We start from the raw sequence: 18,642 nt of genomic DNA, 5'->3' as shown, positions 1-18,642 counted from the left end.
ATATAGAAAAGGAGATGTTTCATATGACAACAACTACGAAAGGGCTTGAAGGGGTAGTAGCATCAAGAACCCAAATTAGTTCGATAATAGATGACCAACTTACGTATGTTGGATATACTATTGATGATTTAGCTGAAAATGCTAGTTTTGAAGAAGTAGTTTTTTTATTGTGGAATAAAAAATTGCCTAATCAAAAAGAACTAGATGCTATTAAAAAAGAGCTTGCCGAAAATATGGAAGTTCCGAATGAGATTTATGAGCATTTAAAATCTTATGACACGTCAAAAGTACATCCGATGGCTGCTTTAAGAACTGCTGTATCGATGCTTGCATTATACGATGAAGAAGCTGATGTTATGGAAGCGGATGCAAACAAGCGGAAAGCAATTCGTATTCAAGCTAAAATTGCTGCAATTGTAACAGCATTTGCTAGAATTCGTAAAGGGCAAGAACCTGTTAAACCTAAAAAGGACTTAAGCTATTCAGAAAATTTCTTATATATGTTGAACGGAAAAGAATCAAATTCTATTGAAGTAGAAGCAATTGAAAAAGCGTTAGTTTTACATGCGGATCATGAATTAAATGCTTCTACATTTACTGCAAGGGTGTGTGTGGCAACATTATCAGATATATATTCTGGTATTACTGCAGCAATTGGTGCATTAAAAGGGCCGTTGCATGGCGGAGCTAACGAAGCAGTTATGAAAATGTTATTGGAAATTGGCGAAGAGGAAAATGCAATCCCATACATTGAGAAAAAACTTGCAAATAAGGAAAAAGTAATGGGTATGGGCCACCGTGTGTACCGGACTGGTGATCCGCGTGCTAAACATTTGCAAGAGATGTCTAAACAATTAACTAAATTAACAGGGCAAGAAAAATGGTATAACATGTCTGTTAAAATAGAAGATTATATTAAGAAAAATAAAGGATTACCTGCAAACGTTGACTTCTATAGTGCCTCTGTCTATCATAGCTTAGGCATAGATTATGATTTATTTACACCAATTTTTGCAGTGAGCCGTACTTCAGGTTGGCTAGCTCATATATTAGAGCAGTATGAGGATAATCGTTTAATTCGTCCGAGAGCTGAGTATATTGGCCCGCAAAAACAGAAATATGTACCTATAACTCAACGTTCGTAGTCTAAATATTAATAAAATAGTTATTATTTTACCATTACTTATGAATCTATTAGAATATTGAATAGTAGGTTAAAGTTATCCCTACTATTCAGTTTGTATAATACTAGGAGGTAATTTTCATGACACAAGGAGAAAAAATTTTAGTAGAGAATGGACAAATGAATGTACCGAATAATCCCATCATTCCATTTATTGAAGGAGATGGAACTGGTCCTGATATTTGGGCAGCTGCGAAAAGAGTTATTGAAGCCGCAGTGGAAAAAGCATATGATGGTTCTAAGAAAATTGATTGGCTAGAAGTTTATGCTGGTGAAAAAGCATTTAATAAATTTGGTGAATGGCTACCACAGGATACATTAGATAAAATTGATGAGTATAAAATTGCAATTAAAGGGCCTTTAACAACTCCAATCGGTGGTGGGTTCCGCTCGTTAAACGTTGCGCTAAGACAAGAACTTGATTTATATACATGTCTTCGTCCGGTTCGTTATTTTAATGGTGTACCATCCCCAGTTAAACGTCCAGAAGATGTAAATATGGCAATCTTCCGTGAAAATACAGAAGATATCTATGCTGGTATTGAATGGCAAGAAGGTTCTGATGAAGTTAAGAAAGTAATTGAATTTTTAAAGACTGAAATGGGCGTTAATAAAATTCGATTCCCAGAAACATCTGGAATTGGAATTAAACCTGTCTCTGCTGAAGGTACGAAACGTCTAGTACGTTCTGCAATCCAATATGCTTTAGATGAGAATCGTAAGAGTGTTACATTAGTACATAAAGGTAACATTATGAAATTTACGGAAGGTGCATTTAAGCAATGGGGCTATGAAGTTGCTGAAGAAGAGTTCGGTGATAAAGTATTTACATGGGCAGAGTACGATCGAATCGTTGAGAAAGATGGAAAAGATGCTGCCGATAAAGCACAAGATGAAGCATTAGCTCAAGGTAAAATCTTAGTTAAAGATGCTATTGCAGATATTTTCTTACAGCAAATTCTGACACGTCCAAGAGAGTTTGATGTAGTAGCAACAATGAACTTGAATGGTGATTATATTTCCGATGCATTAGCTGCTCAAGTGGGTGGAATTGGTATTGCACCTGGAGCTAATATTAACTACAACACAGGACATGCTATTTTTGAAGCAACTCATGGAACAGCACCTAAATATGCTGGACTTGATAAAGTAAACCCATCTTCAGTTATCTTATCCGCTTGCTTAATGCTGGATCATTTAGGTTGGAGAGAGGCTTCACAATTAATTATGAATTCTATGGATAAAACAATTGCATCCAAAGTTGTTACTTATGACTTCGCGCGTCTAATGGAGAACGCTACAGAAGTGAAATGTTCTGAATTCGCTGATGAGTTAATTAAAAATCTAGGATAAATCTAATCTGGTAAAGTATTGGGTATCACCACGTAATCTGTGGTGAACCCTTCCTTTCTATTAAAAGGAAATTAACTAGTATTAAAGGCTAAAAGGGGGTAATTTTTTATGGGATTAAAACGTAATAAAATTTCTGTTATCGGTTCTGGATTTACTGGAGCAACTACCGCTTTAATGATTGCACAGAAAGAATTAGGGGATGTTGTTTTAGTAGATATTCCGAATATGGAAAATTCCACTAAAGGTAAAGCGCTAGATATGGCGGAAGCCGCTCCTGTCCAAGGGTATGATGCAAGGGTAATAGGAACAGCTAATTATGCAGATACAAAAGATTCTGATCTAGTTATCATTACTGCAGGTATTGCCCGTAAGCCAGGAATGAGCCGTGATGACTTAGTAAATACAAATGCAAAAATTATGAAATCTGTTACGCAAGAAATCGTTAAGTATTCACCCAAAACTACGATTGTTGTTTTGACGAATCCGGTTGATGCTATGACTTATACCGTTTATAAGGAATCTGGCTTCCCTAAAGAACGTGTTATTGGTCAATCTGGTGTTTTGGATACAGCAAGATTTAGAACATTTGTTGCGGAAGAACTTAATGTATCCGTAAAAGACGTAACTGGCTTTGTTCTTGGAGGACATGGTGACGATATGGTCCCACTCATTCGCTATTCGTATGCTGGTGGTATTCCTTTAGAAAAATTAATTCCTAAAGATCGTCTTGATGCAATTGTTCAACGTACTCGTACTGGTGGAGGTGAGATTGTTAACTTACTTGGAAATGGAAGCGCATATTATGCTCCAGCTGCGTCCCTAACGGTAATGGCAGAAGCTATACTTAAAGATCAACGACGAATTCTTCCATCTATTGCATACTTAGAAGGCGAATATGGATACAATGATATATACTTAGGTGTTCCAACCATATTAGGTGGTAATGGAATTGAAGAGATTATTGAATTAGACCTAACGAAAGAAGAGAAAGCAGCCCTTGATAAATCAGCCGAATCAGTAAAAAAGGTACTTAATGTTTTAGAATAAGAGGTCATATAAACTTCTACTTAATATTTAAGTAGAAGTTTTTGTTTTTTGTATAAAACTAAATAATTTTTAATAAATAGGGACTCTTAATGTAAAGACAGTGTAAAATTTACTGAACGGTTCCCTATTTGTCATTATTCAATGGTAATATTGTTTTAAAGAAAACTTTACTTCTATAGGGGGTATTTTAAATGGCGCAAAAAATTCTAATTGTTGACGATGAAAAATCAATTGTAACATTATTAAATTATAACTTAGAGAAAGCTGGCTATGTAACTGATACAGCATTTGATGGGAAAGAGGCAATTCAAAAAATAGAACAAAATAATGATTATAATTTAGTAGTTTTAGATTTAATGCTTCCGGAAATAGATGGGATGGAAGTTTGCAAACATTTGCGCAGTAATAAAAACGATACACCAATTTTAATGTTGACAGCTAAAGACGATGAATTTGACAAAGTACTTGGTTTAGAGCTAGGAGCTGATGATTATTTAACGAAGCCTTTTAGCCCAAAAGAAGTCATTGCACGTATTAAAGCAATTCTGCGTAGGTCTAATATGACTCCGACCACACAATTTTCTACAATTCGTATAGGAGAATTAATCATATATCCTGAAAGATATGAAGCAGAAATGAATTCAAATATGATTACATTTACTAGGAAAGAATTTGAACTCCTATACTTTTTGGCAACTAATAAAGGAAAGGTCATTTCAAGGGATCAGTTATTAAGTGGGGTTTGGGATTATGATTTTGTTGGGGATACTCGAATCGTTGATGTACATATAAGTCATTTACGTGAGAAAATTGAACCGAATTCAAAAAAGCCAGTTTATATTAAGACAGTACGTGGTCTTGGTTATAAGCTGGAGGAACCTATAGTATGAAAAGTCTTTTAAAAAAACCATTTGCAAATTATGTGGTTGTATTTTTTATCCTTAATGTAATTACTGGAATTCTTTTATTTCCTATAGTAGATAATTTAATCATGCTTATTGCTATCCTTATTATTAATTTTTTTATTTTAACATTATTTCTGCAGTTCTTTATCGTAAATCATATGAAGCCGTTGAGGAAAGCAGTTCATACTCTCTCTGAAATCAATCAAGGCAATTATCGGGTAAGGTTTCACTTTTCCAATGACAATATTATTGGCGCGTTAAGCAAAGAAATAAACTCTTTAGCAAGAAATATGAGTGAATATTCCATTCAAGAGAAAATGCAACGGGAACAATTAACGACCATTATTGAAAACACAGAAAATGGGATAGTGTTAATCGATGAAAAAGGATATATTCATTTAGTGAATCGGAAATTTTTAACGATTTATGGGAAAACGATGAAGGATTATATAGGTTATCTTTATTATGAAGTGTTGAAAGAAGAAGTGTTTCATAAAACCATTCAAAACGCCTTCTTATATGAAGTAAATGTTAAAAATGAATTTACACATGATGTAGGAACGGAAAAAGTATATTACCAAATCATTGGAGTTCCCATTTTTAACGAAAAAAATCGCTTAAAAGGTGCTGTGCTCGTCATTCATGATATAACAGAATTGAAAAAGTTAGAATTAATGCGAAAAGACTTCGTTGCTAATGTTTCTCATGAATTAAGAACTCCAATTACTTCTATTCGCGGTTTTGCTGAGACGTTATTAGAAGATAATTTAAAAAATAGAGAAGTTGCGACAGAATTCTTAACTATTATTTATAACGAAAGTGATCGAATGCAATTATTAATTGAAGATTTACTTACATTGTCTCGTTTAGAGCAGGAGAATTTTCAGCTTGTTGTGAATGAAATTGAGGCGGAAGAGTTATTAAAGGTCATCATTCCGGCGTATCAAATGAAGGCAATGAAGAAAAAGATAAGTATTGCTTTTTCTGTGGAAGAAAATGTAAAATTTAAAGCGGATAAGGAAAAAGTTAAACAAATTATTATTAATCTATTAGATAATGCAATCCACTACACACAAGAACAAGGGAAAGTCTCTTTAACCATTACTTCTACTAAGGAATACATACATATTAAAGTTTCTGATACTGGTATGGGGATTGATAAGGCTGTTTTACCACGTGTCTTTGAAAGATTTTATCGGGTCGACAAAGCGCGAAGTAGGAACACTGGTGGGACAGGGTTAGGTCTTGCAATCGTTAAACACATTGTGGATGTCCATGATGGTAAAATAGAAATTGATAGTGAAATAAATAAAGGAACGACTATCCATATTTATCTACCTAGGAAATAACATCTACTTACAAAGTAGGTGTTTGTTTTTCTTTCCTCTGCTTTAAATGATAAAATAATCTTTAAGTGTAATGATAATTGGAGGATTATACATGACAACAAAAAAACTAGTCTTAATTGATGGAAATAGTATTATTTATCGTGCATTCTTTGCGCTCCCGTTATTGAATAATGATAAAGGGGTTTATACAAATGCTGTTTATGGTTTTACAACGATGTTATTAAAGATATTACAAGATGAAAAACCTACCCATTTATTAGTAGCATTTGATGCGGGAAAAACAACCTTTAGGCATGAAACGTATAAAGAATATAAGGGAGGCCGTCAAAAAACTCCACCAGAACTTTCTGAACAATTTCCTGTTTTGAAGGAATTATTGGATGCCTTTCAAATTAAGCATTACCAATTAGATCAATATGAGGCCGATGATATTATTGGAACACTTTCTTTGCAAGGGAAAGAAAGTGACTATGACGTAACAGTCATATCAGGTGACAAGGATATGCTGCAACTCGTTTCAGATAAAGTTACCGTAAGTGTTACGAAAAAAGGGATAAGTGAAGTGGATCAATACACACCAGAATTTTTAATGGAAAAATTGGAAGTTAGACCAGAACAAATTATAGATTTGAAAGCCTTAATGGGAGATAGTTCGGATAATATTCCGGGTGTACCCGGAGTAGGGCAAAAAACGGCTACAAAACTACTTAAACAACACCCTACTTTAGAGGAAATTTATGAGCATATTGAGGATGTCAGCGGAAAAAAACTAAAAGAAAAATTGGTTACACATAAAGATGACGCATTTATGAGTAAAGAATTAGCAACTATCAATCGGAACTCTCCTGTTGAAATAAAAATAGACGATATTGCATATGAAGGTTATCCAGAAAATGAAGTGAGTACTAAGTTTAAAGAATTAGGGTTTTTATCCCTTTTAAATAAAGTTTCTACAGAAACAAGCGATAGTGATGCCCCTACAGAATTAACAGAGATTGAATTTACGATTGTTGATGAGGTAAATGAAGAATTATTTACTAATCACGATGCGTTTATCGTAGAATTGGCTGGGGAGAATTATCATTCTGATGATATTTTGGGGTTTAGTGTTGTAAATGAAAATTTTAAAACTTTTGTACCGGTTGATGTTGCTTTAAATTCAGATGAATTTAAAAAATGGGCAGAAGATGAAACAAAGGAAAAACATGTTTTTGATGCTAAAAAAACGTTAGTAACTTTATTACGAAAAGAAATTCATATTAAAGGAATTCAATTTGATATGTTATTGGCGTCATACTTGTTGAACCCTTCAGAAAATAATCATGATATACCCGCCATTGCAAGTCGAATGGGATTTAAGGATGTCTTATTTGATGAAGAAGTATATGGAAAAGGCGCAAAGTGGAAGCTTCCTGAACAAGAAAAACTAGCTGAGCATATTGTGCGTAAGGCAAACACATTGTTTAATTTAAAAGAAAAAATGGAAGAGAAATTAAAAGAAAATGAGCAATTCACATTATTAAATGAATTGGAAATGCCCCTTGCCCTTATTTTAGGAGAAATGGAACATCGGGGAGTACTTGTTGATACAAATGTAATTAAAGAAATGGGCGAAGATTTAAAAGCAAGACTCGACAATCTCGAGAAAGAGGTTCATGAACTGGCGGGGGAGACGTTCAACCTTAATTCTCCAAAGCAATTAGGACCCATTTTATTCGAAAAGTTAGAACTTCCGGTTATTAAGAAAACAAAAACAGGTTATTCCACTGCTGCAGATGTTTTGGAACAATTAGTAGATGAACATGAAATCATTCCGAAATTATTGCTTTACAGACAATTGGGTAAACTCCAATCGACTTATATTGAAGGATTATTAAAGGTAATCAATAAGGAAACGAATAAAGTTCATACTCGCTATAATCAAGCATTAACACAAACCGGAAGATTGAGTTCTGTTGATCCTAACTTACAAAATATTCCAATCCGATTAGAAGAAGGTAGAAAAATCCGTACAGCATTTGTACCGTCGAAAAAAGATTGGATCATGTTTGCTGCGGATTATTCTCAAATTGAATTACGTGTATTAGCCCATATCTCAAATGATGAAAAACTAATTCAGGCATTCCAAAATGACTTAGATATTCATACACAAACTGCTATGGACGTTTTTCATGTCGAAGCGGACGAAGTGACAGCGAACATGCGTAGGCAAGCGAAAGCTGTAAACTTTGGCATTGTTTATGGGATTAGTGATTTTGGTTTATCGCAAAACTTAAAAATTTCTAGAAAAGAAGCAAAACAATTTATTGAACGTTATTTTGATATTTATACAGGTGTACAAAATTATATGGAAGAAATTGTGCAAGAAGCTAAATTAAATGGGTATGTAACGACAATTATGAATCGCAGAAGGTATTTACCGGAAATAAACAGTAGAAACTTCAATGTGCGAAGTTTTGCTGAACGGACAGCGATGAATTCTCCTATTCAAGGAAGTGCTGCAGATATCATTAAAAAAGCTATGATTGATTTGCATACGAAATTGATTGAAGAGAAAATGCAAGCGCGTATGTTACTTCAAGTACATGATGAATTAATTCTTGAAGCTCCAAAGGAAGAAGTGGAACAATTAAAGAAAATCGTACCCGAAATGATGGAAAGTACTGTAGAATTAAAGGTCCCTCTTAAAGTGGATTATGCCTTTGGGGATAGTTGGTTCGATGCAAAGTAAGGAGAAGTAGTTATGCCAGAATTACCTGAAGTGGAGACAATTAGAAAAACGCTTATTCCACTAGTCACTGATAAAACAATAGATAAAATAGAAGTATACTGGCCCAAAATAGTGAAAGTCCCTGATGATGTGGAGAATTTTAAATTGTTATTAGAAGGGCAAACGATTCAAAGAATGGGACGAAGAGGAAAATTTTTATTATTCTATTTCGATGATGTCGTTTTAATCTCCCATTTAAGGATGGAAGGGAAATATCGTGTCGTTCCTTCAACTGAACAAAAAGAGAAACATACTCATGTTATTTTCAAATTTACTAATGGTGAAGACCTTCGTTACAATGATGTACGTAAATTCGGTACAATGCATGTTTATCCTATTGGTCAGGAATTCGAAAGCGAACCGTTAAAAAAATTAGGGCCTGAGCCATTTGACGAGAATTTTACGTTAGATTATTTATACGAGAAGTTGAAAAAGACTGTACGTCCTATTAAGGCAGCATTATTAGATCAAACGGTTGTAACAGGCCTCGGAAATATTTACGTCGATGAGACATTATTTCGTGCACAAATACACCCTAGTAAGAAGGCGAACCAATTAACAAAAAAAGAAGTTGAACGAATTCATGATGAATCCATCCTTACGTTATCCGATGCAGTTGAACAAGGCGGAACAACCATCCGTTCTTATGTTAATGGCCAAGGTGAAATGGGGATGTTTCAGCAAGAGTTATTTGTTTATGGACAAGAAAATAAAGAATGCAAACGATGCGGAAAACTAATTTATAAAACAAAGGTTGCTGGACGAGGTACACATATTTGTCCTGATTGCCAAAAAGAATAGGGGGATTATGAGATGGCATTAATTATTGGTCTAACAGGTAGTATTGCAAGTGGAAAGAGTACGGTTAGTTTAATGTTTGATGAATTTCAAATTCCAGTAGTGGATGCCGATAAAATAGCCAGAGAGGTAGTATATCCAGGCGAAGAAGCGTATAACAAAATTATAGAGACATTTGGAATCCATATATTACGAGATGATAAAACATTGAATCGACAAAAACTTGGAGATATTGTATTTAATGATCAAGAAAAATTAAAAGCTTTAAATCAAATCGTTCATCCGGCAATACGGAAAAGGATTATAGAAAAACGAGATGGATTTGTTCAAGATGGTGCTTCATGTGTCGTATTAGATATTCCATTATTGTTTGAAAGTAAATTAACAAATTATGTTGATAAAACAATCGTTGTCTATGTGGATGAGAACATTCAGTTACGAAGATTAATGGAACGAGACGAGTTTACGGAAAGTGAAGCATTAAAACGTATTAAATCTCAAATGCCTGTAAGAGAAAAAGCGAAATTAGCAGATGAAGTCATAAATAATAATAATTCGAAAACAGCTTCATTTGAACAGCTTGAAGATATATTAAGAAAATGGGATGTTATCTAATAATAAGCCTGGACATAACAGTCTAGGCTTATTTTTTGTTTTAATGCTATATCATTAACCTAATTTTGAATATTTCTATAAAAAATGAATCACACTTAACTAATATATGTTATACTATTTATTATAAAAGGGAAATAAGTATAACATAAATAGGGGGATATGATTCTAATGGGGAAGACACGTGTTGCGATTAATGGTTTTGGGAGAATTGGAAGGATGGTTTTTAGGCAGGCTATTGTGGATGAAGATATGGAAGTTGTTGCGATTAATGCTAGATATCCTACTGAAACGCTTGCACACTTAATTAAATATGACAGTATTCATGGTGTTTTTAATGAAGAGGTTAATGCGCTTGAATCGGCTATTAAAGTAAATAACAAAATAATTGAAGTTGTAAATTCAAGAGAACCAAATAAATTACCATGGAAAGAACTAAATATAGATGTAGTAATTGAAGCTACAGGAAAATTTAATACGAAAGAAAGTGCTGGATTACATATCCAAGCAGGAGCAAAAAAAGTCGTAATCACAGCGCCGGGTAAAAAAGTGGATAAGACAATCGTAATGGGGGTAAATGAACACACTTATCAACCTGAATTGGATCATGTGATTTCTAATGCTTCCTGTACAACGAATTGTTTAGCACCGGTAGTGAAAGTGTTAGATGATCATTTTACAATTAAAAATGGATTAATGACTACTGTTCATGCGTATACTAACGATCAAAATAATTTAGATAATCCCCATAAAGACTTAAGACGTGCAAGAAGTTGTGGCCAATCCATTATTCCAACATCAACCGGGGCTGCAAAAGCATTAGGGGAGGTTTTACCACACTTAAATGGTAAATTGCATGGAATGGCTTTGAGAGTTCCTACACCAAATGTTTCATTAGTTGACCTAGTTGTAGACGTGGAAAAAAGTGTAACAATGGAAGAAGTGAATAACGCATTTAAACATTCTTCTAAACATGAATTGAATGGCATTGTTCACTACAGCGAAGAACCCCTTGTATCGATAGATTATACGACAACCGAATTTTCATCTATCATTGATGGGTTATCTACAATGGTAATGGAAGGAAATAAAATAAAGATATTGGCTTGGTATGACAACGAATGGGGTTATTCGAATCGAGTTCTTGATTTAACAAAATTAGTCGGTAGGAGTTTAAAGGAATACGCTAAAATATAATACGCTTAAACCATCTATTTAACAGGAAATAGATGGTTTTTTATTCTTCGGTGAATTGCAATATTTAAAATGCGATTTTGTATTGCAAATGAAGGAAAAACGTTATATACTTCTCATGTTACGATTTGAAAACTGAATGATGTTTTCTGCTTAAAGGGTTAGGGCCTCATCCGTACTAACTTTCCCCCGTGGCAGAAAATAAAATGAAAAAAGTTACCAATACTAGTGTTGAGGGGGAATGCAGTAATGGATACAATGGGAAGACACGTGATAGCTGAACTATGGGAATGTAATGTAGATAAATTAAATGATATGGGGTTAATTGAACGTATTTTTGTCGACGCTGCCTTAAAAGCTGGGGCAGAAATTCGTGAAGTTGCTTTTCATAAATTTGCGCCACAAGGTGTTAGTGGTGTAGTAATCATTTCAGAATCTCACTTAACGATTCATAGTTTTCCAGAACATGGTTATGCAAGTATTGATGTATATACTTGTGGAGATATTATAGACCCAAATATTGCAGCAGATTATATTGCTGATGTACTAGAATGTAAATCTTACGATCGTGTGGAATTACCACGGGGAATGGGTCCGATAAAACTAAAGAATTTCGAAAAAGTATATTAATAAATAAAAAATAAGTTAATCATAAATACGATTTTAAATACGAATAAAAGGGCTGACTTTCCACGTCAGCCCTTTAATTATGTGATTTAAAGCTTCCGTTTTTTGATGGAGGAAATAGGTGAAACGTGTTACAATATAGGGTAAACAATAGGACGGGGAGAATGGAGATGTCTATTAGTAGCACATTACGTAAATATTTTGGTAACCATTTAGAAACAGGTGAAGACCGTTTAGATGAGTCATTAAAAACACGTTATTATAAAGCGATGAAAGATAAAGTTTTTCACACACTTGAAGATTTATTTCAAGCCAGTTCTGAATTTGAAATAAATTCTTTATCAAAAGAACGTGGTGAGATGAGTGTTATTACGAAAAAAGGAAAAAAAGCCTTTATTGTTATAACAGTCATTATGGTAAGTCCAAATAAAACAGCTGTTGATTTTTCGGTTTCATTAGACTCCGCGATTCCATTGAATTTTGGATATATTACTAAGTTAATTAATCGATTGTATGATAAGTTAAATAAAGAGTTACCACAACTTTAATTATATGAAGTTTGGTAACAATGAATGGGGTTGTAAGAATGAGGTGTCCCAACTGTCAATATAAAAACACAAAAGTTTTTGATTCACGTCCCACTGACGAAGGAAGATCTATACGTAGACGCCGAGAATGTGAAAAATGTAATTATCGTTTTACTACCTTTGAGCGAATGGAGGAGCCACCTTTAATTGTTGTGAAAAAAGATGGTGTCAGACAAGAATTCTCAAGGGATAAATTAATAAGGGGATTAATAAGGGCTTGTGAAAAGCGACCTGTACCATTAGAGAAAATTGAATTAATCGCTTTAGAAGTTGAAAAAGAATTAAGAAACGCTGGTTATTCTGAAGTAGATAGCAAGGATGTTGGCGAAAAAGTGATGGACCGCTTGGCGGAAATCGATGAAGTGGCTTACGTCCGTTTTGCATCTGTTTATCGTCAATTTAAAGATATTACTGTATTTTTAGATGAATTAAAAGACCTTATTAACGTTGACAGGAAAAGTGAATAAAGAGTACTACATTAGATAAGGGTGAGGAAATTTGAACTTTATTGGACGAGTATTACCAGTTGATGGGTACTATGTATTATTAAAGGGCCAATTAACCGCTGATTATACAACATCATTAACTCATCTGTATCAACCGTTAATAGGAATGCAAGCAGCTATGCTGTATCAAACTCTTTTACACGAGTTAGAATTTCAGAAAAGTGATTCACCACAAACACATCATACGCTAATGAATTACTTAAACATTCCTTTGGATGAAATATATAAAGCAAGATTAAATTTAGAAGGAATTGGCTTATTAAAGACTTATAAAAAACAATTAGAGCAGGCTACAATTTTTACTTATGAAATACAATGTCCTTTTTCGCCTAGTGATTTCTTTCATGATGCGATGCTTTCTCAATTGCTATTTCATCAGTTGGGTGATGAGAAGTTTTCTATGCTTAAAAACAGATATAAAGAGATTACTCATGAGGATTTAGGGGAAAATATTACCGCATCCTTTAACGACGTATTTAAAACTATTACCCCAACATTAGAAGTTGTAAAACCTGTATCTAGTAATGATTTAAATGATATATCGATTTCCGTTGACTTGCGATGGATGGAACAAATGTTAAAACAAAGAATGATCCCTGTTGGGCAAGTCTTAACACTTGAAAATCGGAAATTAATTTCACAAATGATGGAACTGTATGATTTGGATAATTATGAGGTTGAAAAATCGATTCTATGGGCATTAAACGAGGAAAATCTTTTAGATAGTGATGAATTCAAAAATGCCTGTCATGATTTATTTAAATCAAAACATAATAATTCAACTATAAAATTAACGGAAAGAATTGCTTTTCCGAAACAAAAGGAACAAACAAAGCCGAAAACGAAAGAGGAAATGTTAATTCATAAATTAGAAACTATTACACCAAAACAGTTGTTAGAAGACTTGTCTGGTGGACATCAAGCTTCTGAACAAGATATGAGGATTATACGAGATGTAATGACTTCTCAAGGATTACCATCACCAGTCATGAATGTTCTTATACATTACGTATTATTACAATCGAATATGAAATTATCAAAGGCTTATTTGGAAAAGATTGCAAGTCACTGGTCACGAGCAAAAATTAAGACAGCAAAAGAGGCAATGGAATTTGCTAAAAAAGAAAGAGATAAATTTCAGAAAACGAATTATAAAAAACAAAATCCGACCTATACAAGAAAGAACTCTAAGGAAATTATTCCGGATTGGTTTAAGGAAAGAAACGGTAATCGCAAAGAAATTCAAATAGAAAAGCCAGAAATAAATCCGAAGCAACCATTAATAAACTTAGAAAAAGAAAAAGAAAAATTACAAGCTTTGTTAAATCAGAAAAATAATTGATCTCAAGGATGGTTTAAATGGAACCTATTCAGAACTCTTTATCAAAGTGGATGAAAGAGAATAAAAATTTTCAGGAAAATTTCATTAAAATAAAGAGTGAAGTTTTAAACGACCCTGAAATTAAGGAATTTTTATCTTTACATCCAGAAATATCAAACAGGGAACTAAATAAAAGTTTAGTCAAGTTGTATGAGTATAAGACTCAATCCAAGCAATGTGATCAATGTAGCTCTCTTAATGAATGTAAAAATATGCTACAAGGATATTCGCCTATTTTACAAGTAGAAAATGGAGAAATTCATCTAGCCTATGAAAAGTGTCATAGCCGTGTTATGTATGAAAAAGAGCAATCACAACAAAAACTTGTACAAAGCGTCCATGTACCTAAGGAAATTTTACAAGCATCGATAAATAATATTGAAGATGATAATAGTCGAAATAATGGTGTTATGGAAATGTTTAACTTTTTGCGTGAGGCAAATGGTAAATTGCCTCGTAAGGGAATTTATTTCTATGGACCATTTGGCGTTGGTAAAACTTATTTTCTTGGTGCATTAGCAAATGAACTAAAGAAAATGAATATCTCATCTATGATTATTTATATGCCAGAGTTTGTCCGTGAAATAAAGTCGTCTTTTAAAAATGATACAACAAATGAAAAAATAGAATACTTTAAAAAAGCAGATGTATTAATGTTAGATGATATTGGTGCAGAAATGCAGTCATCATGGTTTCGCGATGAGATTTTAGGTTCTGTTTTACAATATCGAATGATGGAACAGTTACCTGTTTGTTTTACAAGTAACTATAGTTTAGAACAGTTACAAGGTATATTAGCTTCGACTAGAGATGGCGTTGAAGAAGTTAAAGCGGGTAGAATTATCGAACGAATAAGACAAGTAAGTAAAGAAGTGCCGATTTATGGCGAAAATAGAAGAAATTAACGTAAACTAGCATGGAATAGTGCTAGTTTTTACTTTTTATAGTTAGGAAATATACTAGTTTCTGTGGTTTAATCATTTTTTCGCACCTTTGTCCATATAATTGTAACAGTTTGATTGTGGGTGAGGGTGATGGTGATTGCTTAGGGTATATTTTGAATCAGAAAAAGAAGTACTAATGTTTTGTGAAAAATTATTTTATCTTGATAAAAATATTGAATTACATTGGAAACACCAAAAAGAATGGGGGATTCTTCTCCAAATTGAATCAGAAATACAAGACTCCGACTTCATAGAATTTATTGCGAAATTGATGGCTGAAGTATTCATTGCACATCGCTTCGGAACTATTGTTAAAAACATTATTAAAAAAAACTATTATTTTTCAGATTGTGAAGAAATTAAAAGGATTCATGAAATAACAAATGGGATATTGTCTGGAAATAATGCAGTAAGTCTTCTGCAAACGGAGAGAATAAAAAGGGATTTCCCGGAGAATTTATTAGAAAATTTGTTCCTAAATAATATAAAAAATACAAACACAATCCATTATGACTCTATAGTGAAATTTGGATTAAAAGAATTTAGGGATGAAATGATTAATTATATAGGGCTGGCTATAGACGAATACAAGAGAGAAGAAGAGCATCAAGAGTTTATTAACTCTCTGCGCACCTACATTAGTAAAAAGGATCCAGGAATTCCAGTCATTCATATTTTACAAGGTAGTACATTTTCATTTTTTTTAGAAGATGGAAAAAATCTTTCAAAAGTGGATTTACAAGCTTTAATGCAGAAGGAACCTTTATATCTTTTCGGCTTAGATGAAAGTGAACTGAATTTATCACCGCTAATTGCGATGGCACCAGAGAAAGTGAAAATCTATGGAGATGACCCCGCTGAACCGAAAACATTAACTGTCATTAATGTTTTTCAAGAAAAAGTGGAGTTTCAATCTACTCGAGAGTTTCCTTTTTATATTCATAAAAACCAATAAAATAAACTTGCAATTATAATTTGATAGGGCTATAATACAATTTAGATTCGTTATCAAAATTAAAAGTATTGATAAGGACATGATTATTTTGGAATTATAGTTTAGAGAGGGAAGTCATTTGGCTGAAAGCTTCCTCTATAGACCTTAATAATTACCACCTTTGAACTCCTTTCCCGAAAATTTTTTCAGTAAGGAATGGCGTATCATCTGCGTTAAAGATCTAGAGCCGCTTTATTTAGCGGAAACTAGGGTGGAACCACGAAAGTATATCCAACGCTCGTCCCTTTTGCTTCATGCAATTGGGATGGGCGTTTTTTAATTTTATATTTGGTTAGCAGAAAGAAAGGAGCAATCAACATGGCAGAAGAAATTAAAATAATATTTCCAGACGGTAATGAAAAAGGGTTTCCAATAGGAACAACAGGTGAGGAGATTGCAGCATCTATTTCCCCAGGATTAAAGAAACAAGCAATTGCGATTAAATTAGATGGGGAACAAGTAGATTTGAGACGTGAGCTTGATCATGGTGGAAAAATAGAAATCCTAACATATAAAAATGCTGAATCTATTGATATAATGCGTCATTCCACAGCGCATTTAATGGCTCAAGCGATTAAACGATTATATAAAAATGTTCAATTTGGTGTCGGTCCTGTAATTGAGGAAGGATTTTATTATGATTTAGACATGGAACATAAAATCACTCCAGAGGATCTTCCAAAGATTGAAAAAGAAATGAAACGTATTGTTGATGAGAATCTTGAAATTAAACGGATAGAAGTTTCTCGCGAAGAGGCGAAGGAACGATTCCGTGAAATTAGTGATGAATTGAAACTTGAATTAATCGATGCTATTCCAGAAGGGGAACAAGTTACTATTTATGAACAAGGTGAATACTTTGATCTATGTCGAGGAATTCATGTCCCTTCCACTAGTAAAATCAAAGCATTCAAACTTTTAAGTATTTCTGGGGCTTATTGGCGTGGAGATAGTAATAATAAACAGCTTCAACGTATTTATGGAACAGCGTTTGAAAAACAAAATCAATTAGAAGAGTATCTTCATATTTTAGAAGAACGTAAAGAACGTGATCATCGTAAATTAGGTAAAGAACTAGGTATTTTTACTGTTTCCCAAAAAGTTGGACAAGGATTACCATTATGGCTACCAAAAGGTGCTACAATCCGTCGTAACATTGAACGTTATATCGTTGATTTGGAAGAACGTTTAGGATATGACCACGTTTATACACCTGTACTTGGTAGTAAGGAATTATATGAGACAAGTGGACACTGGGATCACTATCAGGAAGATATGTTTCCTCCGATGGAAATGGATAATGAAACATTAGTGTTGCGTCCAATGAACTGCCCGCATCATATGATGGTATTTAAAAATCAATTGTGGAGTTACCGTCAACTACCGGTAAGAATAGCAGAACTAGGGACCATGCATCGATATGAAATGAGTGGTGCATTAGCAGGGCTACAACGTGTGCGTGCAATGACACTAAATGATGCACATATTTTTGCTAGACCTGATCAATTAAAAGAAGAATTTGTTCGTGTAATCGAGTTAATTCAACATGTCTATAAAGATTTTGGCATTGAGGATTATTATTTCCGTCTATCTTATCGTGATCCTGAAGATAAAGAAAAATATATCGATAATGATGAAATGTGGGAAAAAACACAGTCTACTTTAAAACAGACAATGGAAGATTTAAAATTGGATTATGTGGAAGCGGAAGGGGAAGCGGCATTCTACGGTCCGAAATTAGATGTACAAGTTAAAACTGCCTTAGGTAAGGATGAAACATTATCAACTGTGCAATTAGACGTGCTATTACCTGAACGATTTGATTTAACCTATATCGGTGAGGATGGAAAGGAACATCGTCCAGTTGTTATTCACCGTGGGGTGGTTTCTACAATGGAACGTTTTGTCGCATTCTTAATTGAAGAATATAAAGGTGCATTTCCAACTTGGCTTGCTCCTGTACAAGTGAAGGTAATTCCAGTATCACCTCAAGTGCATCTGGAATATGCAAAGGAAGTTGCTGATAAATTAAGAAGACAAGGTATACGTATAGAAGTGGATGAAAGAGATGAGAAAATTGGATATAAGATCCGTGAAGCTCAAACTCAAAAAATCCCATTCATGCTCGTTTTAGGTGATAAAGAAATTGAAAATAATGCAGTAAATGTTCGTCGTTACGGAGAACAAAAATCAGAAACACTTTCCTTTGAGGATTTTGAAAATCTTATTGAAAAAGAAATATCGGAACGTGTATTACGTAAAAAATAAGAATAAGTAGAAGGCCAAGTATTTACGAATACTTGGCCAATGTCATAAAGTATGATAAAATAGCTTATGTAAATTGGAATTGAGAAAGTATTTGACAAGATTTCTTAATGATGTTATACTTTAA

Annotated in this window: 16 protein-coding genes and 1 other annotated feature; all 16 genes read left to right on the top strand. The window is 33.6% G+C overall.

The window, feature by feature from the left end:
• Positions 1 to 23 precede the first annotated feature (23 nt).
• Entirely contained in the window at positions 24 to 1,145 is a 1,122-nt protein-coding gene (gene citZ / locus A9178_RS09375) for a citrate synthase (RefSeq protein WP_068674638.1), read from the top strand.
• Positions 1,146 to 1,264: 119 nt separating this feature from the next.
• Positions 1,265 to 2,536 carry an NADP-dependent isocitrate dehydrogenase gene (gene icd / locus A9178_RS09370; RefSeq protein ID WP_068674636.1) on the top strand — a complete coding sequence of 424 codons (1,272 nt, stop codon included), beginning with the start codon at positions 1,265 to 1,267 and terminating at the stop codon, positions 2,534 to 2,536.
• Between the two features lie 108 nt (positions 2,537 to 2,644).
• The gene (gene mdh, locus A9178_RS09365; RefSeq protein WP_068674634.1) at positions 2,645 to 3,583 is read left to right on the top strand and encodes a malate dehydrogenase; all 939 of its coding nucleotides are present in this window, start codon (positions 2,645 to 2,647) and stop codon (positions 3,581 to 3,583) included.
• A gap of 191 nt (positions 3,584 to 3,774) precedes the next feature.
• Complete coding sequence (locus tag A9178_RS09360; RefSeq protein WP_068674632.1) at positions 3,775 to 4,473, top strand: response regulator transcription factor; 699 nt, start codon at positions 3,775 to 3,777, stop codon at positions 4,471 to 4,473.
• Complete coding sequence (gene pnpS / locus A9178_RS09355; protein ID WP_068674630.1) at positions 4,470 to 5,837, top strand: two-component system histidine kinase PnpS; 1,368 nt, start codon at positions 4,470 to 4,472, stop codon at positions 5,835 to 5,837. The genes A9178_RS09360 and pnpS overlap by 4 nt, the downstream gene beginning before the upstream one ends.
• Positions 5,838 to 5,928: 91 nt before the next feature.
• Complete coding sequence (gene polA / locus A9178_RS09350) at positions 5,929 to 8,568, top strand: DNA polymerase I (protein WP_068674628.1); 2,640 nt, start codon at positions 5,929 to 5,931, stop codon at positions 8,566 to 8,568.
• Between the two features lie 12 nt (positions 8,569 to 8,580).
• Positions 8,581 to 9,408 (top strand): DNA-formamidopyrimidine glycosylase, encoded by an 828-nt coding sequence (mutM, locus tag A9178_RS09345; protein WP_068674626.1) that lies wholly within the window; start codon positions 8,581 to 8,583, stop codon positions 9,406 to 9,408.
• 12 nt (positions 9,409 to 9,420) lie between these two features.
• Positions 9,421 to 10,020 carry a dephospho-CoA kinase gene (gene coaE / locus A9178_RS09340; protein WP_068674624.1) on the top strand — a complete coding sequence of 200 codons (600 nt, stop codon included), beginning with the start codon at positions 9,421 to 9,423 and terminating at the stop codon, positions 10,018 to 10,020.
• A 168-nt stretch (positions 10,021 to 10,188) separates the two neighbouring features.
• The gene (locus A9178_RS09335; RefSeq protein WP_068674622.1) at positions 10,189 to 11,214 is read left to right on the top strand and encodes a glyceraldehyde-3-phosphate dehydrogenase; all 1,026 of its coding nucleotides are present in this window, start codon (positions 10,189 to 10,191) and stop codon (positions 11,212 to 11,214) included.
• Positions 11,215 to 11,460: 246 nt separating this feature from the next.
• Entirely contained in the window at positions 11,461 to 11,841 is a 381-nt protein-coding gene (speD, locus tag A9178_RS09330) for an adenosylmethionine decarboxylase (protein ID WP_068674620.1), read from the top strand.
• Between the two features lie 167 nt (positions 11,842 to 12,008).
• Positions 12,009 to 12,386 carry a hypothetical protein gene (locus tag A9178_RS09325; RefSeq protein ID WP_068674618.1) on the top strand — a complete coding sequence of 126 codons (378 nt, stop codon included), beginning with the start codon at positions 12,009 to 12,011 and terminating at the stop codon, positions 12,384 to 12,386.
• Between the two features lie 38 nt (positions 12,387 to 12,424).
• On the top strand, positions 12,425 to 12,892 hold the full coding sequence (nrdR, locus tag A9178_RS09320; protein ID WP_068674616.1) for a transcriptional regulator NrdR: 468 nt from the start codon (positions 12,425 to 12,427) through the stop codon (positions 12,890 to 12,892).
• Positions 12,893 to 12,923: 31 nt separating this feature from the next.
• Positions 12,924 to 14,273 carry a replication initiation and membrane attachment family protein gene (locus A9178_RS09315; RefSeq protein WP_068674614.1) on the top strand — a complete coding sequence of 450 codons (1,350 nt, stop codon included), beginning with the start codon at positions 12,924 to 12,926 and terminating at the stop codon, positions 14,271 to 14,273.
• A gap of 17 nt (positions 14,274 to 14,290) precedes the next feature.
• Complete coding sequence (dnaI, locus tag A9178_RS09310; RefSeq protein ID WP_068674612.1) at positions 14,291 to 15,217, top strand: primosomal protein DnaI; 927 nt, start codon at positions 14,291 to 14,293, stop codon at positions 15,215 to 15,217.
• A gap of 136 nt (positions 15,218 to 15,353) precedes the next feature.
• Complete coding sequence (gene ytxC / locus A9178_RS09305; protein WP_068674610.1) at positions 15,354 to 16,211, top strand: sporulation protein YtxC; 858 nt, start codon at positions 15,354 to 15,356, stop codon at positions 16,209 to 16,211.
• Positions 16,212 to 16,270: 59 nt separating this feature from the next.
• Positions 16,271 to 16,499, top strand: a binding site (T-box leader).
• A 69-nt stretch (positions 16,500 to 16,568) separates the two neighbouring features.
• Positions 16,569 to 18,518 (top strand): threonine--tRNA ligase, encoded by a 1,950-nt coding sequence (thrS, locus tag A9178_RS09300; protein ID WP_068674608.1) that lies wholly within the window; start codon positions 16,569 to 16,571, stop codon positions 18,516 to 18,518.
• The last annotated feature ends 124 nt before the right edge of the window (positions 18,519 to 18,642 follow it).

It is taken from the genome of Oceanobacillus sp. Castelsardo, assembly GCF_001659985.1.
Classification (GTDB): Bacteria; Bacillota; Bacilli; order Bacillales; family Amphibacillaceae; genus Oceanobacillus.
This window is presented reverse-complemented; position numbering and strand designations above follow the sequence as displayed.

Excerpts from the sequence above, each read along its gene's own strand:
- citZ (WP_068674638.1), top strand. The coding sequence starts at position 24 with ATGACAACAACTACGAAAGGGCTTGAAGGGGTAGTAGCATCAAGAACC.
- icd (WP_068674636.1), top strand. The coding sequence starts at position 1,265 with ATGACACAAGGAGAAAAAATTTTAGTAGAGAATGGACAAATGAATGTA.
- mdh (WP_068674634.1), top strand. The coding sequence starts at position 2,645 with ATGGGATTAAAACGTAATAAAATTTCTGTTATCGGTTCTGGATTTACT.
- A9178_RS09360 (WP_068674632.1), top strand. The coding sequence starts at position 3,775 with ATGGCGCAAAAAATTCTAATTGTTGACGATGAAAAATCAATTGTAACA.
- pnpS (WP_068674630.1), top strand. The coding sequence starts at position 4,470 with ATGAAAAGTCTTTTAAAAAAACCATTTGCAAATTATGTGGTTGTATTT.
- polA (WP_068674628.1), top strand. The coding sequence starts at position 5,929 with ATGACAACAAAAAAACTAGTCTTAATTGATGGAAATAGTATTATTTAT.
- mutM (WP_068674626.1), top strand. The coding sequence starts at position 8,581 with ATGCCAGAATTACCTGAAGTGGAGACAATTAGAAAAACGCTTATTCCA.
- coaE (WP_068674624.1), top strand. The coding sequence starts at position 9,421 with ATGGCATTAATTATTGGTCTAACAGGTAGTATTGCAAGTGGAAAGAGT.
- A9178_RS09335 (WP_068674622.1), top strand. The coding sequence starts at position 10,189 with ATGGGGAAGACACGTGTTGCGATTAATGGTTTTGGGAGAATTGGAAGG.
- speD (WP_068674620.1), top strand. The coding sequence starts at position 11,461 with ATGGATACAATGGGAAGACACGTGATAGCTGAACTATGGGAATGTAAT.
- A9178_RS09325 (WP_068674618.1), top strand. The coding sequence starts at position 12,009 with ATGTCTATTAGTAGCACATTACGTAAATATTTTGGTAACCATTTAGAA.
- nrdR (WP_068674616.1), top strand. The coding sequence starts at position 12,425 with ATGAGGTGTCCCAACTGTCAATATAAAAACACAAAAGTTTTTGATTCA.
- dnaI (WP_068674612.1), top strand. The coding sequence starts at position 14,291 with ATGGAACCTATTCAGAACTCTTTATCAAAGTGGATGAAAGAGAATAAA.
- thrS (WP_068674608.1), top strand. The coding sequence starts at position 16,569 with ATGGCAGAAGAAATTAAAATAATATTTCCAGACGGTAATGAAAAAGGG.